27 protein-coding genes and 1 pseudogene are annotated in these 25,861 nt (G+C 39.4%); 8 read left to right on the forward strand and 20 right to left on the reverse strand.

The window, feature by feature from the left end; translation table 11 throughout:
- Window positions 1–38 precede the first annotated feature (38 nt).
- From lpxA to purC, 7 genes are all read right to left on the reverse strand, one after another.
- The gene (gene lpxA, locus ANA_RS20765; RefSeq protein WP_015083387.1) at window positions 39–854 is read right to left on the reverse strand and encodes an acyl-ACP--UDP-N-acetylglucosamine O-acyltransferase; all 816 of its coding nucleotides are present in this window, start codon (window positions 852–854) and stop codon (window positions 39–41) included.
- Between the two features lie 118 nt (window positions 855–972).
- Complete coding sequence (gene fabZ, locus ANA_RS20770; protein WP_015083388.1) at window positions 973–1,482, reverse strand: 3-hydroxyacyl-ACP dehydratase FabZ; 510 nt, start codon at window positions 1,480–1,482, stop codon at window positions 973–975.
- 53 nt (window positions 1,483–1,535) lie between these two features.
- Window positions 1,536–2,384: a UDP-3-O-acyl-N-acetylglucosamine deacetylase gene (gene lpxC / locus ANA_RS20775; protein ID WP_015083389.1), complete on the reverse strand. Its 849-nt coding sequence runs from the start codon at window positions 2,382–2,384 to the stop codon at window positions 1,536–1,538.
- Between the two features lie 158 nt (window positions 2,385–2,542).
- Window positions 2,543–2,692 (reverse strand): hypothetical protein, encoded by a 150-nt coding sequence (locus ANA_RS25050; protein WP_235082073.1) that lies wholly within the window; start codon window positions 2,690–2,692, stop codon window positions 2,543–2,545.
- Window positions 2,693–2,700: 8 nt separating this feature from the next.
- Complete coding sequence (locus ANA_RS28360) at window positions 2,701–2,823, reverse strand: hypothetical protein (protein ID WP_256380213.1); 123 nt, start codon at window positions 2,821–2,823, stop codon at window positions 2,701–2,703.
- Between the two features lie 23 nt (window positions 2,824–2,846).
- Window positions 2,847–5,249: a BamA/TamA family outer membrane protein gene (locus tag ANA_RS20780; protein WP_015083390.1), complete on the reverse strand. Its 2,403-nt coding sequence runs from the start codon at window positions 5,247–5,249 to the stop codon at window positions 2,847–2,849.
- Between the two features lie 50 nt (window positions 5,250–5,299).
- On the reverse strand, window positions 5,300–6,043 hold the full coding sequence (gene purC, locus ANA_RS20785) for a phosphoribosylaminoimidazolesuccinocarboxamide synthase (RefSeq protein ID WP_015083391.1): 744 nt from the start codon (window positions 6,041–6,043) through the stop codon (window positions 5,300–5,302).
- 213 nt (window positions 6,044–6,256) lie between these two features.
- On the opposite strand from purC, the gene metH reads away from it, so the two are divergent.
- The 4 genes from metH (at window position 6,257) to ANA_RS20805 (ending at window position 13,021) form a co-directional block, all read left to right on the forward strand.
- Window positions 6,257–9,790, forward strand: coding sequence for a methionine synthase (metH, locus tag ANA_RS20790; RefSeq protein WP_015083392.1), 3,534 nt, complete (start codon window positions 6,257–6,259; stop codon window positions 9,788–9,790).
- Window positions 9,791–9,917: 127 nt separating this feature from the next.
- Entirely contained in the window at window positions 9,918–11,648 is a 1,731-nt protein-coding gene (locus tag ANA_RS25055; protein ID WP_015083393.1) for a WG repeat-containing protein, read from the forward strand.
- A 251-nt stretch (window positions 11,649–11,899) separates the two neighbouring features.
- The gene (locus ANA_RS20800; RefSeq protein WP_015083394.1) at window positions 11,900–12,739 is read left to right on the forward strand and encodes an Rpn family recombination-promoting nuclease/putative transposase; all 840 of its coding nucleotides are present in this window, start codon (window positions 11,900–11,902) and stop codon (window positions 12,737–12,739) included.
- 39 nt (window positions 12,740–12,778) lie between these two features.
- A complete protein-coding gene (locus tag ANA_RS20805) occupies window positions 12,779–13,021 on the forward strand; it encodes a DUF4351 domain-containing protein (protein ID WP_051155252.1) in 243 nt (80 codons plus the stop codon).
- 5 nt (window positions 13,022–13,026) lie between these two features.
- On the opposite strand, the gene ANA_RS20810 is transcribed toward ANA_RS20805, so the two are convergent.
- The 5 genes and pseudogenes from ANA_RS20810 to ANA_RS20830 form a co-directional block, all read right to left on the reverse strand.
- On the reverse strand, window positions 13,027–13,593 hold the full coding sequence (locus ANA_RS20810; RefSeq protein ID WP_015083395.1) for a Uma2 family endonuclease: 567 nt from the start codon (window positions 13,591–13,593) through the stop codon (window positions 13,027–13,029).
- Window positions 13,594–13,783: 190 nt separating this feature from the next.
- A pseudogene (locus ANA_RS20815) lies at window positions 13,784–14,416 on the reverse strand (Uma2 family endonuclease); the annotation flags it as partial.
- Between the two features lie 71 nt (window positions 14,417–14,487).
- Window positions 14,488–15,279, reverse strand: a complete 792-nt coding sequence (locus ANA_RS20820; protein ID WP_015083397.1) for a YdcF family protein — start codon at window positions 15,277–15,279, stop codon at window positions 14,488–14,490.
- A gap of 17 nt (window positions 15,280–15,296) precedes the next feature.
- Window positions 15,297–15,809: a hypothetical protein gene (locus tag ANA_RS20825; protein WP_015083398.1), complete on the reverse strand. Its 513-nt coding sequence runs from the start codon at window positions 15,807–15,809 to the stop codon at window positions 15,297–15,299.
- A gap of 298 nt (window positions 15,810–16,107) precedes the next feature.
- The gene (locus ANA_RS20830; protein ID WP_015083399.1) at window positions 16,108–17,646 is read right to left on the reverse strand and encodes a bifunctional aminoglycoside phosphotransferase/ATP-binding protein; all 1,539 of its coding nucleotides are present in this window, start codon (window positions 17,644–17,646) and stop codon (window positions 16,108–16,110) included.
- 78 nt (window positions 17,647–17,724) lie between these two features.
- Here ANA_RS20830 and ANA_RS25060 point away from each other — a divergent pair, with 78 nt between their 5' ends.
- The 3 genes from ANA_RS25060 to ANA_RS27920 are packed head-to-tail and all read left to right on the forward strand — an operon-like array spanning window position 17,725 to window position 18,080.
- Window positions 17,725–17,868 carry a hypothetical protein gene (locus ANA_RS25060; RefSeq protein WP_174783331.1) on the forward strand — a complete coding sequence of 48 codons (144 nt, stop codon included), beginning with the start codon at window positions 17,725–17,727 and terminating at the stop codon, window positions 17,866–17,868.
- Window positions 17,813–17,956 (forward strand): hypothetical protein, encoded by a 144-nt coding sequence (locus ANA_RS27915; protein ID WP_174783331.1) that lies wholly within the window; start codon window positions 17,813–17,815, stop codon window positions 17,954–17,956. Before ANA_RS25060 ends, ANA_RS27915 begins: the two co-directional genes overlap by 56 nt.
- The gene (locus ANA_RS27920) at window positions 17,901–18,080 is read left to right on the forward strand and encodes a hypothetical protein (protein WP_168654142.1); all 180 of its coding nucleotides are present in this window, start codon (window positions 17,901–17,903) and stop codon (window positions 18,078–18,080) included. Before ANA_RS27915 ends, ANA_RS27920 begins: the two co-directional genes overlap by 56 nt.
- Window positions 18,081–18,167: 87 nt before the next feature.
- On the opposite strand, the gene rplY is transcribed toward ANA_RS27920, so the two are convergent.
- Window positions 18,168–18,467 (reverse strand): 50S ribosomal protein L25, encoded by a 300-nt coding sequence (gene rplY / locus ANA_RS20835; protein ID WP_015083400.1) that lies wholly within the window; start codon window positions 18,465–18,467, stop codon window positions 18,168–18,170.
- Between the two features lie 120 nt (window positions 18,468–18,587).
- Window positions 18,588–19,916: an adenylosuccinate synthase gene (locus tag ANA_RS20840; RefSeq protein ID WP_015083401.1), complete on the reverse strand. Its 1,329-nt coding sequence runs from the start codon at window positions 19,914–19,916 to the stop codon at window positions 18,588–18,590.
- Between the two features lie 214 nt (window positions 19,917–20,130).
- Here ANA_RS20840 and psbN point away from each other — a divergent pair, with 214 nt between their 5' ends.
- Window positions 20,131–20,268: a photosystem II reaction center protein PsbN gene (gene psbN / locus ANA_RS20845; protein ID WP_015083402.1), complete on the forward strand. Its 138-nt coding sequence runs from the start codon at window positions 20,131–20,133 to the stop codon at window positions 20,266–20,268.
- 108 nt (window positions 20,269–20,376) lie between these two features.
- On the opposite strand, the gene ANA_RS20850 is transcribed toward psbN, so the two are convergent.
- The 6 genes from ANA_RS20850 to ANA_RS20875 form a co-directional block, all read right to left on the reverse strand.
- Window positions 20,377–21,813 (reverse strand): energy transducer TonB, encoded by a 1,437-nt coding sequence (locus ANA_RS20850; RefSeq protein WP_015083403.1) that lies wholly within the window; start codon window positions 21,811–21,813, stop codon window positions 20,377–20,379.
- A gap of 288 nt (window positions 21,814–22,101) precedes the next feature.
- Window positions 22,102–22,440, reverse strand: coding sequence for a cytochrome c6 PetJ (gene petJ / locus ANA_RS20855; RefSeq protein WP_015083404.1), 339 nt, complete (start codon window positions 22,438–22,440; stop codon window positions 22,102–22,104).
- 257 nt (window positions 22,441–22,697) lie between these two features.
- The gene (locus ANA_RS20860) at window positions 22,698–23,183 is read right to left on the reverse strand and encodes a GNAT family N-acetyltransferase (protein ID WP_015083405.1); all 486 of its coding nucleotides are present in this window, start codon (window positions 23,181–23,183) and stop codon (window positions 22,698–22,700) included.
- Window positions 23,184–23,247: 64 nt separating this feature from the next.
- Window positions 23,248–23,550, reverse strand: coding sequence for a hypothetical protein (locus tag ANA_RS27925; protein WP_015083406.1), 303 nt, complete (start codon window positions 23,548–23,550; stop codon window positions 23,248–23,250).
- Entirely contained in the window at window positions 23,537–23,755 is a 219-nt protein-coding gene (locus tag ANA_RS20870; protein ID WP_041458586.1) for a hypothetical protein, read from the reverse strand. Before ANA_RS20870 ends, ANA_RS27925 begins: the two co-directional genes overlap by 14 nt.
- Window positions 23,756–23,767: 12 nt before the next feature.
- Complete coding sequence (locus tag ANA_RS20875) at window positions 23,768–24,937, reverse strand: RpoD/SigA family RNA polymerase sigma factor (protein ID WP_015083407.1); 1,170 nt, start codon at window positions 24,935–24,937, stop codon at window positions 23,768–23,770.
- Window positions 24,938–25,861 lie beyond the last annotated feature (924 nt).

The raw sequence follows: 25,861 nt of genomic DNA on the forward strand, positions 1-25,861 counted from the left end.
ACGGGAAAACCCCGTCCCTACATCTAACTGACTATTCATTATTCATCACTGACAGATTTTCTGCCCTTTCCGGGAATTAAACCGCGTCTTCCGGGCATTTGGGAAAGGAGTAAAAAACGGCGAAGATGTTTTAATTGTTCTGAATCTCCTAAATTTTCTAACTCTTGTAAAGCATCTTTAAATAGGAAATCAGAACGATAGAGAAGACGGAAAGCTTTTTTAATTAATTGGAAATCACTAGCAGCCATTTCCGAACGTTTTAATCCTACCAAATTGAGCGATCGCACTTTCGCCGGATTTCCTTCCACCAACATATAAGGAGGGACATCCCTATCAATGCGTGTCATCCCGCCCACCATAGACATAGTTCCTATGTGAACAAATTGATGCACACCTAAAACGCCGCTCAGTCTAGCTCGTGATTCAATATGTACATGACCCGCCAATGCTACAGAATTAGCAATAATGACAGAATCTTGAATCAGGCAATTATGACCTACATGAACATAAGCCATTAATAAATTGCCATTACCGATTACCGTCGCTTCACCCCTGCCAGTAGCGCGGTTAATCGTCACATATTCACGGATGGAATTATTGTTACCAATTTTTACCCAAGTCGGTTCTCCCACGTATTTGAGATCCTGGGGCTGCATACCGATAGCTGCACCGGGAAAAATCTGATTTCCCGTACCAATTTCACAAAGGCCTTCTAGGACGACATGAGCGCCAATTACAGTGTCTGCACCAACTCTAACATTCTCGCCGATCACAGCATAAGCGCCGACTTGCACTGTTGAGTGGAGTTCCGCATTAGGATGGATGACAGCAGTTGGATGAATAAGTGTTTTCAAAGGTGAATCTCCAAAACTAAGTGCTACTTGCTAATTTATTCAATTAAGAAACGTGTCGGGCAAAGTTCAGTTATGTGTGAGGGCGAAAATCTAAAATCCTGTTATGGTATAATAAATTTTAACTAATCAAAGAAAACATTAGTTCTCCTTCAGCGGCTAATTGTCCATCAACTTCCGCTCGTCCTTTCATTTTCCCGAACCGACGCTGCTTCACCCACAACAGTTCCACCGTCATTACCAGTTGATCTCCAGGAACAATTTGCCGACGGAAACGGACTTTATCAATACCAGCAAAGACAAATAGTCCTCCTTTTGATTCCGGCATTTGCGTCATCACAATCCCACCGACTTGTGCCATGGCTTCGATAATTAGCACACCTGGCATCAGCGATCGCCCTGGAAAATGCCCTTGAAATTGGGGTTCATTAAAGGTAACATTTTTAATACCCACGGCTTTTTTACCAGGTACATAATCAATAATCCGATCTACCAGTAAAAATGGATAGCGATGAGGTAAGAGTTCCTGAATTTCCTCAATACTAAAGGTAGTTTTTATAGTCTGTGGATTGACATTATCCTCACTTGATGTATTCAATTCCTGGGAATTAGGTTCGGTAATAGTGGACATTAGTGGTACGTTGTTTGAATAATTAAACACTAAGATGGGTAAATTTGGGAATTTTAGATCAGTTCTAAAATTTTCCGTGCCAGTTGAATGTGTAAATTATGACTAGCTTTGTAAGCCAAAAAATGAGCAACAGGGAAAATTCCCAGTAAACTTAAATCTCCGACTAGATCCAAGATTTTATGACGAACTGGTTCATTTGCAAATCGTAATGGTGGATTTAGCCAACCTTCCAACCCACAAACTAGGGCATTAGCCAAACTACCACCTTTAATTAATCCCGACTTTTGCAGATGTTCGATTTGATGCTGTAACCCAAAAGTTCGAGCCGGCGCAATTTCTGAAGCAAAGTCAGCAGAAGATTTTTCTAAACTTGTCGTTAATAACCAACTGTGCCATTGATTACCAATTGCCGCCAAATTAAAATCTATCCCATAGCTAAATCTGGTTTCTGGTGCCGGTAGGGCGCAAACAAAAGTATCACCTTCATAAATCCAAATCGGTTCGGTAATAACGACAGGTGCAGGTAAATTACTCACCATTTGGGCAAATAAACCAACTTCAGCAATTCTTTCACACCAAACTTGAGCAGAACCATCTAAAAGCGGTACTTCCGGTCCATCAATTTCAATTCTGGCATTATCCACCCCCATAGCCGCCAAAGCAGCCAATAAATGTTCCACAGTGCGAACACAGACTTGACCCTTACCCAATTGAGTAGAAAGCACAGTCTGACTCACAGCCGCAACTTGGGCGGGAATAATTGGTGAATTCGGTAAATCTACCCGGACAAAAAAGCGATTACTTCCTGGTGGTGCTGGTAATATTCGTACTTGAGTATTGACCCCACTGTGTAACCCCACACCAGTCTGAGTAATTTCCCCAGCTAAAGTATGTTGCTGCATCATCTAATAATCCAAATATTGTAGTTAGTATTGCTCAAAACTCTGATTATTCTTGTCTGAAAAATATTAAATATTATTAAGGTACAGAAGTCAGAATTCAGGAGTCAGAAGTAAAATTCTTAGCCACTGACAACTGTACGGGCGAAGCATTTGGAGAACTATTTTTTGGCAATGACCGATAATTTATCTTCCAAATGCTTCGCACTGTACGGGCGAAGCATTTGGAGAACTATTTTTGCAATGACCGATAATTTATCTTCCAAATGCTTCGCCCCTACTGACCACTGACAACTGTACGGGCGAAGCATTTGGAGAACTATTTTTTGGCAATGACCGATAATTTATCTTCCAAATGCTTCGCCCCTACTGACCACTGACAACTGTACGGGCGAAGCATTTGGAGAACTATTTTTGCAATGACCGATAATTTATCTTCCAAATGCTTCGCCCCTACTGACCAATTTAAAATCTTTCCCCAATGCCAAAATTGATCCGACTATCACCTTCATCAGTGACACCGTAATCTATGCGAATTGGTCCCAGTGGAGACTGTATCCGCAAACCTAAACCATAGCCATAGCCATTGCCATTTTTCTTTAACAATTGTGCAGATTGGGTACTACTTCCCAAGTCACTACCATAGTCAAAAAATAGTGCGCCACTGACAACCGAGAAAACCGGAAAGCGATATTCAACAGCAGCTTGGACATACTTACTACCCGTGCCTAATCTGCCCTCATCATACCCGCGAACTGAATTACTACCACCTATGGTAAAGGCTTCATAGGGAGGTACATCCCCAAAGATTGTCCCCCCTTGCAGGTTAAATGCCAAAGTTTGGGGTTTTTTGCTAAAGCTAAGTAATTTAATCGGTAGATACTGACTATAGTTACCCCTAAGCCTAGTCATAAAAACACTACCTGTGCCTATAGGTACAGATTGATCAACTCCAAAGCTGAGGAAAGAACCTTTGGTGGGTTGTAAGGAATTATTGCGGAGATCCCTTTGTGCGCCCAGCTTCAAGAGTAATAAATCATCTTCTCCTGAAGACGAAAGAGTGAGAGGAGTTCTATCACTGATGATACTTCCACTACTATCAAATATCGCTCCTTCCTTTCTCAAATTACCGTCAGCATCACGACCGGAAACCCGTTGATACTGGAGTCCAGCGGAAGCCAGCCACTCGGAATTTTTGAAAGGATTGCGGGAAAGGGGACGGGTAAAGGTGACACCACCACCTAAGCGGGTAATCCGGGGGCGATCTTGTTGATTTGTATCCGTAATATTGTTAGGATCAAAGGTATCAATACTCTTATCTTTACCTTCAAAAATCAAGGAAACAGAACGACGACGGAAAATATTTGTCGTATATGAAGTGCGATAAGGATCACCAGCAATCCAAGGATCAGTAAAGCGCAGGTCAAATAGTAGTTCTCGTTCTCCTAACTGTAACTCCGTCCCCAATTTTTGATTTCTGCCCCCCAGGTTTTGCTGCTGATAGCTGATAGTTCCAAATAAACCACTAGCAGAGCTAATTCCCGCCCCAGCAGCAATAGAACCGCTATTACGCTCAGTTACATTTACTAGTACATTTACCTTACTGGGGTCACTACCAGGAGCAAGGGATATAGGCTCAGTATCAGGTGGTTCAAATAATCCAAGTCCATATACTCGCGCTAAATCTCTCTGTACTGTATTCCGATTGAATACTGTTCCTGATTTTAATTCTAATTCCCGTGTAATAATATAATCCTTTGTCCGTCCGCGAATTGGGTTGCCTTGGTCGTCTACGAACTCACCATCTTTGTTACGGAATCGGACGTTAACGCTTTCTACAACCCCTTCTGCCACTTGGAGGGTGACAACGCCATTTTCTGAGACTTTGGGCGCTCCAACTAAGTTGGCAAGTACATAACCTTGGTCTTGATAAAGTTTGGTTAATTTCTGAATGCCTTCGTTTAATTCCCGCAAGTTGAGAATTTTGCCATATTGACTGCTAAATATTTCGTTGGCTGTGGCAGCAGGAAGGACAGAGGCTACACCCGTACCAGGATTGGCTTCTAATTCTACTTTAGAGAGAATGGGATTGGGGGTAACAATAAAACTTACCCGCACACCAAGGGGGGTATCTTCTGGAAATGCTTGGACATTGGAGAAAAACCCAGTTCTAAAAATCGCACTGATATCTTCTTGCAGTTGGGAACGGGTGGTTGTTTGTCCAGCTTGGGTGCGAATTACTTTATAAACTTGGGTTTCTAGTTCCGGGGTGATTTGTCCTGTTTCTGATTTAATTGCTACCTCTGACACCAATACGCGGGCTTCGGTTGCTTCTGGATTGGGTGTGGGTGCTACTGTTGGCGGATTTAGTTTTTCTTGATTGGATTCAGTCGCAGGAGGTTGAGTCGGTTTTACTAGGGGAACTGGTGTTTTTTTAGGAACTATTGTCCGTTTGGGGACAACCTCAGATCCCTTTTTTATGGTTGTGGGGGCTGTTTTTGAAGGATCTGGTTTTTTCTGAGTTGGTTCAGCCTGTGCTGTAATGGGAACTATTGTGGAGTTGGGTATAATTACAGATCCCTGATCTACTGATGCTGAGTTGGACTTTAAAGCCTTAATAAGAGGGGAAAATTTGTGAGATTCTCTTTCTCCAACTATTGGTGCTACCAGGGGATAAGATGCTGGATTTTCAATAGCATCACCTTTGACAAGATTCTGTGTTTCTGGCTGGTTTGTTGCTACTGTCAAAACGTCTGTGGTCTGTGGGTGACTATCAGTCGTTTGGGCATTTGCTTTGACAGAAATTGCTAAAGGGACGGTCATGGCTACCATGGCCATTAATCCGGGTGTTAAATGTTTTTTAATCATATTTCTCTTCACTACCACACACCATTATTGTTAATCACTGGAAAATTTACTTACTCAGCTTTGGAGCTTTCTACTACTTTTAATACTCTCTGCAAAACCTCCTGATAGGCATTTTCTACGTTTCCTAAGTCCCGACGAAAACGGTCTTTATCCATAATGCGGCGGTTAGTATCGGTTTCGGCTATGTCCCATAAACGACAGGTATCGGGACTAATTTCGTCGGCTAAAAGCACTTGCTGTTGTGAATCCACGCCAAATTCAAGTTTAAAGTCCACTAAGGTAATTTGGCATTTTTCCCAAAACTGCTTCAGAAATTCGTTGATTTCCAATGCAAGATGAGTAATTTGAGCAACTTGTTCCGGTGTGGCTAATTCTAGGAGAAATAAGCGATCGCTTGTCAGTAAAGGATCACCTAGATTATCATCTTTATAATAAAATTCCACCAAAGGCCGTGATAACACAGTCCCTAGTGCTAACCCAGTTTGTTGACACAGGCTACCAGCCGCAATATTTCTTACCACCACTTCTAAGGGGATAATTTTTACAGCTTTGACTCTCATCAAATTGGGGGCTGGACTATCAATAAAATGAGTTTTAATCCCCTGTTTTGCCAATTGTTGGAACAGTTGACTAGAAATACTACAGTTAATCATGCCCTTGTTTTGAATGCTGCCCCGTTTTTGAGCATTAAAGGCTGTAGCATCGTCTTTAAAATCAGCCAACAAAATCTCTGGATCATCTGTTGCGTAAAGAATTTTGGCTTTGCCTTCGTAGAGTTTAGAATTAACAGACATGGTAGTAGATACTGTTTTCGGTAATGGACTGCTTAAATCTGAAAGTTTCACTATTTTAAGTAGGGAACAGGGAACAGGGAACAGGGAACAGGGAACAGGTAATTGGTAATTGGTAAATAATTTTCTTCCTCCTGACTCCTGACTCCTGACTTCTGACTCCTGCTGTAAATTAAGTCTAGTATTACAAAAATAACTCTATTTTTTCACACAATTATGACCCATCCCTTTCTCAAACACCTACATAGTCCTGAACGTCCCGTTATCGTCTTTGACGGTGCAATGGGTACAAACCTGCAAACCCAAAATCTTACCGCTGAAGATTTTGGAGGCGCACAATATGAAGGCTGTAACGAGTATCTAGTCCACACCAAACCCGAAGCCGTCGCTAAGGTTCACCGTGATTTTCTCGCCGCTGGCGCTGATGTCATTGAAACTGATACCTTTGGCTCTATGTCCATAGTTTTAGCAGAATATGACTTAGCAGACCAAGCTTACTATCTCACGAAGAAAGCCGCCGAACTTGCCAAAAGTGTGGCTGCGGAATTTTCCACCCCGGAAAAACCCCGATTTGTAGCTGGTTCTATTGGTCCAACCACCAAACTCCCAACTTTGGGACATATTGACTTTGACACCATGAAAGCCTCTTTTGCTGAACAAGCAGAAGCCTTATTTGATGGTGGTGTGGATTTATTCCTCGTAGAAACCTGCCAAGACGTGCTGCAAATTAAAGCCGCATTAAATGGGATTGAGGAAGTTTTTGCCAAAAAAGGGGAAAGAAGAGCCTTAATGGTGTCTGTAACTATGGAAAGCATGGGAACAATGCTGGTAGGGACAGAAATCAACGCCGTAGTTACTATCCTCGAATCTTACCCCATTGATATTCTCGGCTTAAATTGCGCCACTGGTCCCGACTTGATGAAACCACACATCAAGTATTTATCAGAACATTCCCCCTTCGTAGTTTCCTGTATTCCCAATGCTGGTTTACCGGAAAACGTCGGCGGTCAAGCACATTACAGACTTACGCCCATAGAATTACGCATGGCGTTAATGCACTTCATCGAAGATTTGGGTGTCCAAGTGATTGGGGGTTGCTGTGGGACACGACCAGCACATATTCAACAATTGGCGGAAATTGCTCACGAGTTAAAACCAAAAGTTAGACAACCAATTTTAGAACCATCAGCCGCATCAATTTATACGACTCAACCCTATGAACAAGAAAATTCTTTCTTGATTATCGGTGAACGTCTTAACGCCAGTGGTTCTAAAAAATGCCGTGATTTACTCAACGCTGAAGACTGGGATGGTTTAGTCTCAATGGCGCGGAGTCAGGTAAAAGAAGGCGCACACATCCTTGATATTAACGTTGATTATGTGGGACGTGACGGCGTACGTGATATGCACGAGTTAGTTTCTCGTGTTGTCAATAATGTAACTTTACCTTTAATGCTGGATTCCACCGAATGGGAAAAAATGGAAGCGGGGTTAAAGGTAGCTGGTGGTAAGTGTTTACTCAATTCTACCAACTATGAAGATGGCGAAGACCGATTTTTGAAAGTGCTAGAATTAGCTAAAAAATACGGTGCTGGTGTCATTATTGGGACAATTGACGAAGATGGTATGGCGCGGACAGCAGAGAAAAAGTTTCAAATTGCCCAACGGGCTTACCGTCAAGCTTTAGAATATGGGATTGCGCCTACAGAAATATTCTTTGATACTTTAGCTCTACCGATTTCTACTGGGATTGAAGAAGATCGGGAAAATGGTAAAGCTACCATTGAATCAATTCGCCGTATTCGCCAAGAATTGCCCGGATGTCATGTCATGTTGGGCGTTTCCAATATCTCCTTTGGCTTAAATCCCGCCTCGCGCATGGTGTTAAACTCGATGTTTTTGCATGAAGCTATGCAAGCGGGCATGGATGCAGCAATTGTCAGCGCGAGTAAAATTTTACCACTGGCTAAGATTGAACCACAACATCAAGAAGTTTGTCGGCAATTAATTTATGATGAACGTAAATTTGATGGTAATGTCTGCATTTATGATCCTTTAGGAGAATTAACCACAATTTTTGCCGGAGTCAAAACTAAACGGAATACGGGAATTGATGCCAGTTTACCCATTGAAGAACGTTTGAAACGTCATGTTATTGACGGTGAACGCATTGGTTTAGAAACCCAATTAACAAAAGCTTTAGAACAATATCCTCCTTTACAAATCATTAATACTTTCTTATTAGACGGAATGAAAGTTGTGGGTGAATTGTTCGGGTCTGGACAAATGCAATTACCTTTTGTATTACAATCTGCCGAAACCATGAAAGCTGCGGTTGCTTATTTAGAACCGTTTATGGAAAAGTCGGAATCTGGGAATAATGCGAAGGGAACTTTTGTAATTGCGACGGTAAAAGGTGATGTTCACGATATTGGTAAAAACCTGGTAGATATCATTTTATCTAACAATGGTTATAAGGTGATTAACCTGGGAATTAAGCAATCTGTAGAAAACATCATTCAGGCTTACGAAGAACACAAACCTGATTGTATTGCCATGAGTGGATTGTTAGTAAAATCCACCGCTTTCATGAAGGAGAATTTACAAACTTTTAATGAAAAAGGAATTACTGTCCCGGTAATTTTAGGTGGTGCTGCTTTAACTCCTAAATTTGTGAATCAGGATTGCCAAGGTACTTACAAAGGTAAGGTTATTTATGGCAAAGATGCTTTTTCTGATTTGCATTTTATGGATAAGTTAATGCCTGCAAAAACAGCAGGTAATTGGGAAGATTCAACGGGATTTTTGGATGAAGTTGCAGAATCAACTAATGGACATCAAGAAACAGTAGATAATCCTGTTAAAGATAAAACACCTGTTGAACCAAAAGAAAAAGATATTCGGCGTTCTGAAGCGGTAGCGGTAGATATTGAACGTCCAAATCCACCTTTTTGGGGAACGCAGTTTTTACAACCTGATGATATTTCTTTGGAGGAGTTATTTTGGTATTTAGATTTGCAAGCTTTGGTAGCTGGACAATGGCAATTCCGCAAGCCCAAGGAACAATCTAAGGAGGAATATCAGGAGTTTTTAGCTGATAAGGTTTATCCAGTTTTGGAAGAGTGGAAACAGCGCATTATTGAGGAGAATTTATTACATCCTCAAGTGATTTATGGCTATTTTCCTTGTCAGTCTGTGGGGAATAGTTTGTTGATTTATGAAACGAACCGCAGAGACGCAGAGGACGCGGAGGTAAGAGTTAGTTTTGAGTTTCCCCGTCAGAGGTCTTTTAATCGGTTATGTATTGCAGATTTTTTTGCACCGAAGGAGTCGGGAATTATTGATGTTTTCCCTATGCAAGCGGTGACTGTGGGGGAAGTTGCAACGGAGTTTGGACAAAAGCTATTTGCCGATAATAAATACACTGACTATCTGTATTTTCATGGTATGGCTGTACAGGTGGCGGAGGCTTTGGCTGAATGGACTCACGCTAGAATCCGCCGGGAGTTAGGTTTTGGTGATTCTGAACCGGATAATATTCGGGATATGTTGGCGCAGCGTTATCAGGGTTCTCGGTATAGTTTCGGCTATCCTGCTTGTCCGAATATTCAGGATCAGTTTAAGCAGTTGCAGTTGTTGGGGGTTGATAGGATGAAGATGCAGATGGATGAAAGTGAGCAATTGTATCCTGAACAGTCCACTACAGCGATTATTACTTATCACCCTGCGGCTAAGTATTTCACGGCTTAATGTTTTATCCCCCTTCGTTTTGTGATGGAGGGGGATAAATTTTAATTTAATTCTGCAAAGTGTCAATAATTAATTGTCTTTTGTAGCGTAGTTATGCCAAAATTTACATAAATGCTTCTGTATCATCATGATTGGGCAAACATTACGACAGCGTTACAAAATTACCAAGGAGTTAGGAGAAGGGGGGTTTGGCAAAACCTATTTAGCTGAATACCCGGTTGATTTGCCTGTTACTCCTCAATATAAATGTGTTATTAAAGAACTTATCAGACCCTCAACATCAGAAATCAATACAGAAGAAAGATTTAAAAAGGAAGCAGCAATCTTATTCAAGTTGGGAAAAAACCATCCCCAAATTCCTGAACTCTACGACTTTTTTGAGGAAAATAGAAAATTTTATCTTGTTCAAGAATACATTGATGGACAAGATTTGAGTTATGAAATAACTTCAGGTCAAGAATGGAGTGAGGCTGAGGTAATTCACCTTTTAGAAGAAATTTTGGAAGTGCTAAGTTTTGTCCATGAACAAAATGTTATTCATCGGGATATCAAGCCATTAAATTTAATGCGCCGTTATTCTGATAATAAACTTGTTTTGATTGACTTTGGAATAGTTAAAGAAATCAGCACTTTGGAAGTGAATGCCCAAGGAAAAAGAAGCAGCACTATTCCAATTGGTACTCACTACTATATGCCAAATGAACAGTCTAATGGACATCCTAAATTATGCAGTGATATTTATGCTCTGGGGATGACAGCAATTGAAGCAATAACTGGAATATCACCTCACGAATTACGAAGAGATTCCAACACACTAGAGGTTATTTGGAGAGAAAAAGCTCAAATAAGTGAACCACTGGCAGATATTCTAACCAAGATGGTCAGATATCATCATAAGGATAGATATACAGATGCTCATGAAGCATTACAAGCTTTAAAGCAAGCTGGTTTACCTTCAGAATCTCCTATTACTTCACTACACCCTATCAAGATTGGTGATAAGTATGGCTATATAGATCAGACAGGACGGGTAGTTATTCAACCCCAATTTGATAGTGCTAGGGATTTTTCTAAAGGTATGGCCGTAATCAGGATTGGTAAAAAGTATGGTTATATTGATAAAAAAGGTGAGCTATTAATACCACTTCAATTTGATTATGCTTCGGATTTTTCTGAAGGTTTGGCAAGAGTTAAGATAGATAATAAATATGGCTATATTAGTAAAAGTGGACAGTTAGTTATTCCACCGCAATTTGATTATGCTTCGGACTTTTCCGAAGGTTTAGCATCGGTAGAAATAGACAATAAATATGGCTATATTAGCAAAAGAGGGAGTTTAGTCATCTTACCCCAATTTGATAATCCAGGGGACTTTTCCGAAGGTATGGCAGGAGTAGAGATAAACGAAAAATATGGCTATATTGGTAAAAGTGGACAGTTAGTTATACTACCCAAATTTGATTTTACTTGGAATTTTTACGAAGGTTTAGCATGGGTAAATATAGACAATAAATATGGTTACATCAGTAAAAGTGGGCAGTTAATAATCCCACCTCAATTTGATTATGCAGGGAATTTCTCTGAAGGTATGGCACTAGTTAAAATAGACAATAAATATGGCTACATATGCAAAATTGGGCAGTTTGTTATCCCACCCAAATTTGATAATGCCGGGGACTTTTCTGAGGATCTGGCATCAGTCAAGATAGACAATAAATACGGCTACATTGGTAAAAGTGGACAGTTAATCATCCCACCCCAATTTGATTATACTGGGGATTTTTATGAAGGTTTGGCACTGGTTAGGATTGGCGAAGAAGAACGTTATATTGACAAAAAGGGAAGATTTATTTATTAGGTGAGAAATAAAAAATCAGCTTGTGGATAAATAAAAATAATCAGTTATCTCTTATATTCCTGGTAAACAAAAACTTGAATCCCAGATTTAGGTTGATTATTTTTTTTGATCCGAATTAGCCGATTAGTTGTAGGGTGCGTCAGACTGCATAAATCCTGCAAATAAACAGATTTTGATATCTGACGCACCCTACTAATGTGCCAGTTGCGTAAGTCCTGCAACATTTACAAAAATATTTACTAGAAATATTCATGAAAACCGATTCTATCTTTTATCGCATTTTTCAAACCTTACCGCAATCTTTTTTTGAACTGATTAATTTACCAGCTAGTGAAGCAGATATTTATGATTTTGCGTCTGTTGAACTGAAACAAACAGCATTTAGAATTGATGGTGTATTTCTACCTACAAATAATCAAAAAGAACAACCTATTTATTTTGTAGAAGTGCAATTTCAAAGAGATGATGACTTTTATTCTCGCTTTTTTTCAGAGATTTTTCTTTATTTACATCTCTATGCTTCTACTACACCCTGGCAAGCTGTGGTTTTATTTGCTAAACGTAGTATAGAACCGACGGAAATAGAACCATATCGCTATTTGCTGGAAAGTCCTTTGGTAACTCGGTTATATTTGGATGAACTGGTGGATATACAAACATCCTTGGGATTAGGTATTATTAAGTTAGTGGTGGAGAAGGAAAAAGAAGTTCCAGCTTTAGCGAGAAATTTATTATCACAAGCAAGATCAGATTTACCGGATGAAAGATTGCAGAAAAATTTGCTAGATTTAATACAGACTATTATTTCCTATAAATTACCCCGTCTCAGTCCCCAGGAGTTAGCAAGAATGTTTAGTATTAGTGATTTAAAAAATACCAGATATTATCAAGAAGTCCGTTATGAGGAGGCTTTAAATTACACTATGCGTATAATTGAACGGCGTATAGGTGGAGTTAGTCAGGATTTACAAGTAAAAATCAATAAGTTATCTGTGGAAGATTTGGAGAATTTAGGTTTAGCTTTGTTTGATTTTACCAGTAAAGCTGATTTGGTTACTTGGTTGAATAATCAAAATATTGCAGATGGTTAAACTAAATTACCCCGTCTCAGTTCCCAGGAGTTAGCAAGAATGTTTAGTATTAGTGATTTAAAAAATACCAGATATCATCAAGAAGTTCGTTATGAGGTAATTTTCAATTTTGTAATGCGTTTACTTGAACGGCGTATAGGTGGAGTTAGTCAGGATTTACAAGTAAAAATTAATCAGTTGTCTGTGGAAGATTTGGAGAATTTAGGTTTAGCGTTGTTAGATTTTACCAGTAAAGCTGATTTAGTTGTTTGGTTGAATAATCAAGTTATTTTTGAGGGTTAAATCCATCACTTTCTCCTTTGCAACCAAGCAAATACTTCCTCAACTGTGATGATTAAATTCACTCCTTCTAAAACTGGTAATATATCTGTTCCAATTAATAAATCTGGTAAACTATGAGGCTGATAAACTAAAATTGAACGCTCACTTGGATCAAGTAACCATCCAAGTTTAGTACCATGTTTAATACAATGTAAAATATTGCCAGTTACCTTGGTTTGACTTTGAGCCGGTGACAGAATTTCAATTACCCAATCTGGTGCAAAATTAATCCCACTGCTAATAATATCACCGCTTTCATCTAATGGTATTTGATTATTATCAATAACTGCAATATCAGGAACTACGGAACGATTACCACAGCTACACCGCAGTGCTGGAAATGCTTCATAATCACTTGTTGCTGTGTCAATTACTGCAACTAATCTTTTTTGTAATAAACTGTGTTTACCTCCGCCCATAGGTTTTTGAATTGCTTCTGTGTTAATATATTCCCATGGTGGTGACTCATCAATAAAACCCAGTTTTAAGAATTCTTCTATGGTAATGATTTTTGCCAGAAATGTTGTTGTCATTTATTTAGAGGGTGTTTGAAAAGTTTTGAATGTATAGACTGACCCCTCTCCAAACCTCTCCCCTGCAAGGGGAGAGGCTTTAAAACCCCCATTCCCTTGCAGGGAAGGGGGGTAGGGGGGTTAGGTTTTTGGAGATTACTGGTTTGATATAATACTTTTCAAACAACCTCTTAGACTCAGAGGATAACTGTTGCTGTTTTACCCAATTTCTAAAGGCTTTAAGTGTCGCATTTCTCCCTGCGGTTTTACTTTGTTGAAGATATTGGGGAATTACTGCAATTAAAGGTAAATTAGGAAAATTTAAACTTGATTGAGATTCTAGATAATTCCCATCTTGTAAGATATTTATTCTTAAATTACTATTCTCAAAACGCCATAATTCTGGAACTTTTAAGGCTTGATAAATATTTGCATGAGTGCGGGAAGTAATATCAATTTCTAAGGCTAAATCTGGTGGAGGATCTATTGTTAGATCTAATCGCTTTTTTCCTCGAATTAAAGCTTCATTTTTAATATAAAAACATTGATCAGGTTCTATCCCTTTCTCCATAAATTGATTTTTAAATGTGGTAGAACCAAGACATCTAAATTCAATATCTAATTCTTCCAATAAAGCCTTAACTAAATCACTAATAATTTCTTTATCGTCTTCATGTTCTGGTAATGGTGCCATAATTTCTAATATCCCTTTGTCATAAGCAATTCGCGCTGCACGATGTTCTCCTAATTCTTCAAGAATAGTTTCTAATTCTGTCCAGGTGACATCTTGCAATATTACTGTTTGTCCTGGTGGTACATGGATGCGCTTTAATTCTAACAACATCTTTTCCACTCCTTGTTATTTAAAGTTAATTTGATTATACTTGGGAATATTAATTCTGATTTCATGAATTATTATAACCAACCTCGTAACCAATAAATAAAAGTACCAATATATTCTTTTAATGCACTTGTGAATTGGTTTAAATTTTCAGTATCAGGGAGTAAATTGAGAATTGCGGCTTTTGGAGTGCTGGTAAGTTCTTGAAATTCACCTTGACTAACAAGAAAATCGGTTGGTGTGGGAATGACATCCATACCTTGACGGTGAAAAATTTTGAGCGATCGCGGCGTATGTATTGCTGAGGTAATTAATAATACTTTTTTGATTTGGCGAGCTTCAAGAATTTTACGGACATTGACAGCATTATCATGAGTATTGAAAGAATCAGGTTCTTGAATAATTGCTGTTGCTGGAACACCAATAGATGTGAGAATATTTGCCATATCTGCTGATTCTGGCGAACCACTACCGCGCCAATCAATCCGGCCACCACTAAGGATAATTATAGGGGCTTTTTTCTGAAAATAAAGTTGTGCGGCATAAATTACGCGATCGCCTGCTTCACTTAAATCTACTGTCACCCGTGGCCAAGTTGCTGATTTAGTTGCACCACCTAAGACTACAATGGCTTCAGCATTGGGGATTTGAGTTGCAGGGATATTTTGCCATTCTAGGCTGCGTACCAAGGATTTAGCCACCCAAGCATTACTACATATTAGCAATAAAGCTAAAGATAAAGAAATAGCTATAGTCGCAATCCGGGGACGTTTTCGTAAAGTTACTAAAGCCACTATTAAACTCACACTTGCCAATCCCAAAGGGTAAAAAAATAGTGGTAGGATTTTAGATAAATATAAAAACATAATTAGTTAATTATTAATTACTTTTCCCAAAAGCGAAAATTGAAAGTTGCAGATTCCCGACGGAAACGTTTAGTAGGTTTTCTTTTACGTCTTTTTGCACTTCTCTCACTCGGCTGTTCTGGATTTACTTCTTCCACAATCTCCTCAGATAATTGTGTTTGTAACGCCTCCTCACTGCGCCACCAACCAATTATCCAGCCACCACCAACTCCAGCAATAGCACCGAACACAATACTCACAGGGGCTGAATAACCGAGGAAAAGGCAGCCCATCATAAAAAACAACCAATATTTTAACCCAGCATCAATACCATCATTAGATGCGACAGTAGCAGGTTCAGGACTATTATCATTGGCAAATGTGAACCACCCCAAAGTAACACCACCCATAATGGCTATGAATAGACTCAGAGGAACTGAAGCATGAGCAATTCTGGAGATAATAAATAAAAATAATCCAAACAACAGTTGAGAAAGAAAGTTAGGTGAAGAAGAGAAAATATCGCCTAGCAGATTATTTTTTGGTGCCATAAGATTAGGAGTCAGGAGAAAGAATAATTATATCTCGTTCCCAGTCTCTGACTGGGAATGCTATCATGGAGGCTCTGCCTCAAATGTTATTAAAGGCAGAGCCTTTTAGAATTCATTCCCATACAGAGTATGGGAACGAGAAAAGTGTACTAACGTACACTAAAAATTTTTGGTTTGTTTTAGTCATCTTTAGATGACTTGAGCTATTAGACAGGGAATTTATTCCCCGACGGGCTAGGAATTTTACGTTAATTTGACACTTACGAACAATGCTAAATCCTAACTTACTAAACGAAAATTAAATCAATTCTGATAATTGCGTGTCTAGCGGTTGAGTTGTATCTACAACTGTTATATAAGGTTGTTCTTGATTTGTAAATGGTTCAGATTGCTTGATTTGGGATGCTAATAAATCAGCAGTTGCATCAGCAATATCACCAGTGCGGTTCAGCAGTCGTTCTGTGACAACTTCTAACGGTGCGGTGCAGTTGATAATATGTACAGGTAATTGATGCTGTGTAGCTTGAGAAATAGCTGCTTCCCGTAAATCCTGACGATCATATTTGGCATCTAAAATTACAGACCAACCTTGATTAGCCAGTATAATTCCTAATGCTAACAATCGGCTATAGGTTTTTTGGGTCATTTCTGGTGTGTAGATTTCATCCCCACCTTTTTCTAAGAGGGGAATTCCTGCTAAATGCTTACGCACAGCATCAGAACGGAGATGAACTGCATTGAGTTTTCGGGCTAAATATTTAGCTGTGGTACTTTTACCAGCACCAGATAAACCCGACATCAAAATCAGTTTTCCCTGTTGGGGTTTAGTATATTCCCACGCTTGACGATAATATGCAGATGCGGTTTTTGCAGATTCTTCTTTTACCGCAGCCGGGATGTTAGGATCATCTAATAAAAAGGAATTTACCTTAGCTCGCACATAAGCCTGACGGCTTAAATATAAAGGTAATACCTGTAAACCTTCCCAATCTCCAGTTTGCTCTACATAGGCATTTAAAAAAGCATTTCCTAAGTCTTTTCTTCCTCTGGCTTCAATATCCATAACTGTAAATGCTACGTCATACATAACATCCACAAACCGGAAAGGCTCATTGAATTCTATGCAGTCAAATAGCATAATTTTGTCATGCCAAAGAGCAATATTTCTGAGGTGTAAATCGCCGTGACATTCACAAATATAGTTATTGTCAATTCTGCTTTTAAATAGTTCTGGATGTTGGACAAAGAAGTTATCTGTATATTGTTTTGTTGCCTCAAACTGCTCTTGTGTCTGAGGTCTACCAATATAGTTTTGAGTTTGCTGATAATTCTCATCAATTGCTAATCGTATTTGTGAGACTTCCCCAAAACTACGAATATAATCGTTTGTGACTGATTCAGCATGATATTGAGCGACAACTCTTCCCAATTCTTCCAAATGACTTTCTTGCAAATTTCCACTGGCAAAAAGTTCACTAAAAAGGGCTTCTTGGGGAAATTGACGCATCTTTACTGCATATTCTACAACTTCTCCTGTTCCCCCTAAATGGTATTGTTCACCAACTAAAGTTAGGGGTAGAACTTCTAAATATAATTCACCTGCACCACGTTGATTTAAGCGCAATTCTTCTTGACAAAAATGTTGTCGTTTTTCTAAGGTGGAAAAGTCTAAAAAACCAAAGTTGGCTGGTTTTTTCAGTTTGTAAGCATAATCTCCTGTGAGGAGGACATAGGAAATATGAGTTTGAATTAATTGAATTGGTTCTGTTACAGAATGAGGATAAAATCCTGGTTGTAACATTTGTGAAATTAAATTTGGGAGATTGGTTTGTGTCATTGGTTCGTTGTTAGTTGTTAGTAGGGGCGAAGCATTTGGAAGATAAATTATCGGTCATTGCCAAAAATAGTTCTCCAAATGCTTCGCCCGTACAGTTGTCAGTTGTTAGTAGGGGCGAAGCATTGGGAAGATAAATTATCGGTCATTGCCAAAAATAGTTCTCCAAATGCTTCGCCCGTACAGTTGTCAGTTGTTAGTAGGGGCGAAGCATTGGGAAGATAAATTATCGGTCATTGCCAAAAATAGTTCTCCAAATGCTTCGCCCGTACAGTTGTCAGTTGTTAGTAGGGGCGAAGCATTGGGAAGATAAATTATCGGTCATTGCCAAAAATAGTTCTCCAAATGCTTCGCCCGTACAGCGAAGCATTTGGAAGATAAATTATCGGTCATTGCCAAAAATAGTTCTCCAAATGCTTCGCCCGTACAGTGGTTAATGGTAAGAGGGATTTTGATACTCTTGCCTTTTTCCCACAAAAAAACCAGGGCTAACCCTGGTTCTCTTCGTTATTATTACCTGAATTTTAGCCTTTAGCACCAGCAAAAAAACTGATGTGGTAAGGTGTGCCTTTGGCTGGGTGAATCTGAACTTCACGAAGCACGGTTGTACCAGTCCACTCTAATTCAGCAATGCTGAGTTCCACTTGGGTTTTATTAGGAATAACTTGCTTGAGCAAACGTTCTACAACTTTAGCGTCAAGAACTAGAGAAATTGATTCAATCCCGTTGTGACCATACAAGTTGGCGGGAATTAATCCAGAACGGCGCAAAGCTCTGGGTTTGCTACCTTCTGGGCGGGTTTTAGATTCGAGTGTGATTGCCATATAAGTTGTTAAGTTGTTAAGTTGTGAGTTGTTAGTTGTCAGTTGTCAGTTGTCAGTTATCTTGCCACTGACCAATGACCAATGACCAATGACCAATGACCAATGACCAATGACCACTAATTAAACTGGTGTACTGTTAGGTTGTAACAGTGCGCGTTTGGGACCGTGAATAGGATCTTCAACAATGATAGTTTGATCACGACTTGCTCCCAAGGAAACAATTGCAATCGGCACTTCCATTAATTCTGCCAAGAATTTCAGATAGTCCAGTGCTTTTTGTGGTAACTCTTCCAGGGTACGACAGTGACTTGTTGACACTTGCCATCCTGGTACAGTTTTGTAAATGGGACGACAACGGGCGAAAAGACGAGCGCTGGTGGGGAAGTGTTCGCAGCGTTCACCATCAATTTCATAAGCCACACAAACATTGATTTCCTCTAGTTCATCGAGAACATCAAGTTTGGTAAGTGCCATACAATCCATGCCGTTAATGCGAACCGCATAACGACCAATAACCGCATCAAACCAACCACAACGACGTTTACGCCCTGTAGTTGTGCCAAATTCTGCACCGCGATCGCCTAACAAGTCACCAATTTCGTCATCTAGTTCCGTGGGGAAAGGACCTTCTCCCACTCTTGTCGTGTAGGCTTTGGATACACCAATTACCCGATCTATCATTGTTGGTCCTAGTCCACTCCCCACACAAGCCCCCCCAGCGACTGGGTTGGAGGATGTGACATAGGGATAAGTTCCGTGATCTAGGTCAAGTAATGTCCCTTGTGCGCCTTCAAACAAAATATTCCGTCGTCGTAAAACCGCATCGTAGATTTTCAACGATGTATCAACGACGAAAGGACGCAAGCGTTCCGCATAACCTAAATACTCCTCAATCACTTCTTCTGGATTGAGAGGTGGCAGATTATACAGCTTTTCTAAAATGGTATTTTTATAGTTTATCGTCCACTTTAACTGCTCACGGAGTCCGTCGGTGTCCATCAAGTCTAACATCCTGATGCCTATCCGCTCAGATTTATCGGCGTAAGTAGGACCAATACCTCTACCTGTTGTCCCGATTTTATGATTTCCCCGTACTTCCTCTGATGCCTTGTCAATCATGCGATGATAGGGCATGGTGACATGAGCCGTCTGAGATATCAACAGATTAGCCGTGGAAATATTTAATTCTTCTAGTTGTTCGAGTTCTTTAATCAAGACTTGCGGATCGATGACTGTTCCACAGCCAATGATACACTCGGTTTTTGGATACAAAATACCAGAGGGGATTAAGTGCAGCTTAAACGTCTGACCTTGGACTACGATTGTATGCCCAGCGTTCACTCCCCCTTGGTAACGTACCACCACGTCTGCGGAGCGGCTGAGTAAGTCAGTTATTTTACCTTTTCCTTCATCGCCCCACTGGGCACCTATGACAATGACGTTAGCCAAGAGATTATATTAAAGGGTAAAGTTTCCACAAAGATCCATTATTAACATATTTTTAATGTTTTGTCAATAAATTGGGCATAACATTATTTACGGAGTATCAATACCTTGGCCAATTTACGAGGGTGAGATGATCATGCTTTAACTATGTAATGTGCGATAAGTTAAATTTTGTAATATTCTATAAATATCGCTGTGATAATATGTATCTAAATTTATGGACTTAGAACCCGCTACGGTGCTTGGAATTTCCTTTTGTGCGGCGTTAGTTGCTATTACTGGTATGGCAATTTACACATCTTTTGGACCCCCAAGCCAGGAATTAGATGATCCCTTTGATGATCACGAAGATTAACAGATCTATTAATTTAACATGATGGTTGGCATTGTCCACCCTACATTCTAGTCAGATGGGGTAATTCATGAATTATCCCTCCCATATCTATACTTTGAATATCTACCTCTAAGACTCAGTAGGTGATGTAGTTGCAGATGCTGGTGGTGAGATCTGTTGACTCTCAGAAGGTGCAGATTCTTCTTTCTGTTTAGTTGTATTTTCGGAGGGAATATCAGTAATAATAGGAGTTATTTTTTGTTGATTATATTGAGGAGATTCGATAGGAGTAGAGGTAGAAGTCGCTTTTTCAGGGGTTTTTTTGGTGGTTGCTCTTTGTTTTTGTATTTGCCGTTCTTGAAGTTTACGGTGACGCTGTGATCCTTTAATGGCAAAGTTAACTGAGGCTCTTACCCCTTCTCTTCCCTCTGCTGTGGGTGTTAATTTCCACTCTTGTGCAGCTTGTTGAGCGGCTTGATCTAGTTCGCTATCACCACTGGAACGGACTAACCGAACTCGCGTAACATTACCCTGGCTATCAGTATCAATAGCAACTTCTGCATTTCCTTCTATGCCACGCTGTCTGGCTCTATCTGGGTACTTAATTTGACACTGGATACAATCCGCACGATTCAGTTTAGAACTATTTTCTATGGGAGGTTTCGGTGCGGTAGCTATTGGTGTATTTTCTGGTTTTGGTTTATTCCCACTTTCATTCCCAACACCATTACCAGTACCATTACCTGTACTATTTCCAATTCCATTACCAACACCAGTACCTGAACCAGTACCATTACCTGTACTATTTCCAATTCCATTACCAACACCAGTACCTGAACCAGTACCGTTTCCAGTACCTAAACTATTTCTTGAGCGATCGCCTAAATTGCCTAAAATATTTTTATTCTGCGGTAACTGTGTGGAAGCGGTGGAGTTGCTAGGGATATTGTTGGAACTAGCATTAGGTTGAGTTTCTGACTTTAATGGTGTGATTTTTGTGGGTTTTGTCTGCACTTGGGGTTGAGTAGACGCTAGGGTATTTGCGTTTTCATCTAATTTTTGTATTGGTTTTGTTTCTACTGGGGGTGGTGTTGTCGCAGGTTCAGGAGTTGTGTTTTCTATTGGGTTAGTTTGTACAGGAGTTAATATTTTCGCTGGTTCACGATTTGTAAGTGTTTGGGATTGTTTACTGATAAGGTTAGTAGTGATTTTTAGTTGAGCCTGTTTGGTTATGGGTGCGACAGAAGACTTAATCATATTCAGGGCTGTTTCTGTTGGTGTAGAAATTCCGCCACCTTTATTTCCACCACCACCACCGGAATTTGTTTTTGCTAGGGATTTTATCTCTACTGGTAGTTGGTTTACTTCCTGGGGTATTGTTTCCAGAATTGTCACTTCAATGGGTTCTTCTCTAACTTCAGGGAATTTGAGAAAAAATTTGTTAATAGCTAAAGCTAGTATCCCAATATGTAATACCAATGAACCAATTAGACTAAAGAAAAGAAAAGTCTTTAATGCTTCAGCTTCTTTTTCGCGCTGTTCTATAGTGACACTTGAAAACTCCATATTTTCTGACTATTTATGATAATTATTTTCTTGATTTAGAATCCAGTAAAAGATGATATCAACAACATCTATGCTTTGATGAATTTTTCTATTTAGGCAGGGAATAATTAATTTATTTTATTCATGGAATGGAGAATTTATGAAAATATTAAGATATTAAAGAAAAGCCATTTACCATGCTGATGATATTTTTGGTTGTACAGTGGTTACTAAATCTAATTACTAATAAAAAGACTGAGCGGGACAAAAAGCCCCGCACATTGTTAAGCCATCAAATTAGATCTAAATTTACTTTTTCCAGCCGTTATCAGCTTGTTGTAGGACATAAGCAGCTACATTTTCTATTTGCTCTGCTTTTAACCGACCCTTAAAGGCTGGCATAGCACCTTTACCATTAGTAACTTGATAAACAATTGCTTCAGCCGAGTACATACCGTACTTTTCCAAATCTGCTTTTTTCAGGGTTTTGGCAGCATTAACTAAATTTCTGCCACCCGCATGACAAGAAGCACAATTAGCACTAAATACTTTAGCTCCACTGGCTGCGTCTGCGGCCAAAGCGGGACTAATGAAGGCAAAGGTGAAGATAGCTATGCCTAATAATAATACTGAGACAATCTTTTTCATCTGGTGTTCTCTCGATAACAATGTCTGAATCGGTACAAATATCCTCCCTAATTCTCATTTAATTTCGTTGCATTAGTCAAACGACAGACTGTCAAACTTGGCTGAAATAATTGAGAATTTGAGATTAGTTGATTGATAGCTTCAGGGTTTAGACAAAATGTAAACTTATATGAATTTAAATTGAAGAAGAGCAAAAAGAAATTAATAATGAAGGATAAAAGGGAAATTTGCTATATTTACCCTTTATCTTTTAAACTTCATTTTTGCTTGGCTAATTGGGTCAGATCCTTTTCAGTCACCCGACAAATCCGCCAATCTTCTAAAATATCTGCACCCATATTCCGGTAAAATGCCTGCGCTGACACATTCCAATCTAAAACACTCCACTCTAAGCGCCCACAATCCCTTTCTACAGCTATTTGGGCTACTTTGGACAAAAGTGCTTTACCAATACCTTGGCGGCGATATTCCGGCAAAACAAAGATATCTTCTAAGTAAATTCCTGGCTTGGTGAGAAATGTAGAATAATTATGAAAAAATAGGGCAAAACCTACAGCCTTACCTTCAAATTCGGCTAGGATTGCATCTACGTATTTTGGTGAACCAAATAAATGATCCTTGAGGGCTTCAGCATTGCCAATAACAGCATCAGATAGTTTTTCATATTCAGCAAGTCCCTGAATTAAGGCAAATAAGGTATGAGCATCACTGGGTTCGGCAAAACGGACAATTAAATTAGTCATTAGTCATTGGTCATTAGTCATTGGTCATTAGTTCACATTTTATACTCAAGATGTCTAATTTTTTTTAACCACAGACAACTAACAACTGTACGGGCGAAGCATTTGGAGAACTATTTTTGGCAATGACCGATAGTTTATCTTCCAAATGCTTCGCCCCTACTAACAACTGTACGGGCGAAGCATTTGGAGAACTATTTTTGGCAATGACCGATAGTTTATCTTCCAAATGCTTCGCCCCTACTAACAACTGTACGGGCGAAGCATTTGGAGAACTATTTTTGGCAATGACCGATAGTTTATCTTCCAAATGCTTCGCCCCTACTAACAACCGTACGGGCGAAGCATTTGGAGAACTATGTTTTGGCAATGTCCGATAATTTATCTTCCAAATGCTTCGCCCCTACTAACAACTGTACGGGCGAAGCATTTGGAGAACTATTTTTGGCAATGACCGATAATTTATCTTCCAAATGCTTCGCCCCTACTAACAACTGTACGGGCGAAGCATTTGGAGAACTATTTTTGGCAATGACCGATAATTTATCTTCCAAATGCTTCGCCCCTACTAACAACTGACTAATGACTCATACCAACCAACCTTTTAAACGCTTGGCTATATGGGGACGACGTAGCTTTCGCATGGCTTTACTTTGGATTTGACGGACTCGTTCGCGGGAAAGGTTAAACATATTCCCCACCTCTTCTAGGGTGCAGGGTTCACTGCTAGTGAGTCCATAGCGGAGGGAAATGACATCTTTTTCCCTGGGGGTAAGTACGTCTCCGAGAACTTCCCAAATCTCCTGACGCATCATGTTTTCGTTCATTTTGGCTTCGGGAGACTGGTTGTCTTCATCTTCTAGCAAATCCATTAATTCTGTGTCTTCTTCTTTACCGACACGGTGGTTAAGGGACAGGGCTTGACGACGCAGTTGTTGAAGTTGACGCAGTTGGTGAACTGTAATTTCCAAAGCTTCGGCCATTTCGGCCTCTGTGGGATTCCGAGCGAGTTTTTGTTTGAGTTCCCGTTGGGCTTTTTTTAGTTTATTAAGTTTCTCAACAATATGGATTGGTAAGCGAATAGTTCGGGCATCATTAGCGATCGCTCTGGTAATTGCTTGTCTAATCCACCAATAAGCATAAGTAGAAAACTTATATCCTTTATCAGGATCAAATTTTTCAGAAGCGCGGTTTAAACCCATTGCTCCTTCTTGAATTAAATCGAGAAAAGGGACACCACGATTTAAATATCGTTTAGCAATAGATACGACTAACCGGAGATTGGAGCGAATCATTTTTCGCTTGGCCACTCTACCTTGATACAAGCGGCTTTCCAGTTGTTTTTCTGTTATCTCTAATTGCGAAGCCACCTGCACCTTACTAGGCTGCGCTCCTAGTTGTAATTCCAAAGCTGCTTGCAATTCTTTGACTTCTTCTAAAAATCTCACCCGTCGCGCTAATTCCACTTCTTCATCAGGTTTGAGTAGGGGATAACGCGCCATTTCCTTAAAAAATGCGCCAACAGCATCATCATTTTCGGTTTTATTATATCCCGAAGGACGGGCTGCGGCCATGTCATCGCCATTGCGCTCTTCTGATGCCAAGTTTTCGACAATTGTAGCATCTTCATATACTACTTGATCTAAACTCTCAATTGATGGTTCTTCATGATCAGTAATATTCTCTAGTATTTCCATTGTTCCCAATTCAGCAAGATTCATAGTTTCCGTTAGAGATGGTTGCTTTGTTTGGTACATAATTTCATGACAACAGCCTCTTTCAGGCTTGGTAGTTTTCCCTTGAGGACAAATACACCCTTCTTCTCTAGCAAAATCTTCTCTTTTTAATCATTCCTCGTCTGGAATGGAAATCAGTATTTGTCCATTATTTTGAGTTATGGCTAGATACGACCTATAATCATTAACGACTTTAGCACTCACAAAAAACTATTTTTTTCAGAAACCCAATAGACATATTCTCTATGCTTTTCTTGATTACTAAATAGGTCAAACCCCCTAAGACTAACTTTAACAAATATCAAAAACATAGAGAAAGAAGCCTATCTATCTATCTTAAATGATCTGGGGAAAAATCAGTTGCTTGTTGCCTGTAGTCTGTACATAGCTTCCGTGTAAAGGTGATAAATCACCGAAAAATGATATATATTAAATTTTCGTGTATTTTTTGCAAAGTTTTCAGGTTTGTCCGGCTGAAATCATCAGAGTAATTGAATAAATCGCCATTTTGGTACTAGAGTTATTTATCTCTCCGAAAATTTACTAAATGATCCAAATTACAAAAATGGTAACTTCTAATCCGGATAATATTTATCGTTTAAAAGCATCTCATATTGAAAAAATATTTAATATCTATCAATAGGTTGAAAAACTCTATGCCTTATTTCGTAGCTCAATCTCATGATTGATTAATAACATAATTTACTAGTTAATCAAGATGTTACAAATCACATAAAAATCTGGAAGTTTAATCACTTAATTACCTACTTACTCATGATTACTCATTACTTCGGCATATTTCTCAAGATAGGTTTTGCAGCTTGAGTATCCCAGTCGGTAAGTCAACAAAGCATTAAAAAATCTGATCAAGACTGTGTAAGCTACTTGCTCAAATTTAAACTTTCAATCTTCAATTATTTATTGCCTAAATTGTAGAAGCTAATT

The organism is Anabaena sp. 90, from assembly GCF_000312705.1.
GTDB classification, from domain to species: Bacteria; Cyanobacteriota; Cyanobacteriia; order Cyanobacteriales; family Nostocaceae; genus Dolichospermum; species Dolichospermum lemmermannii.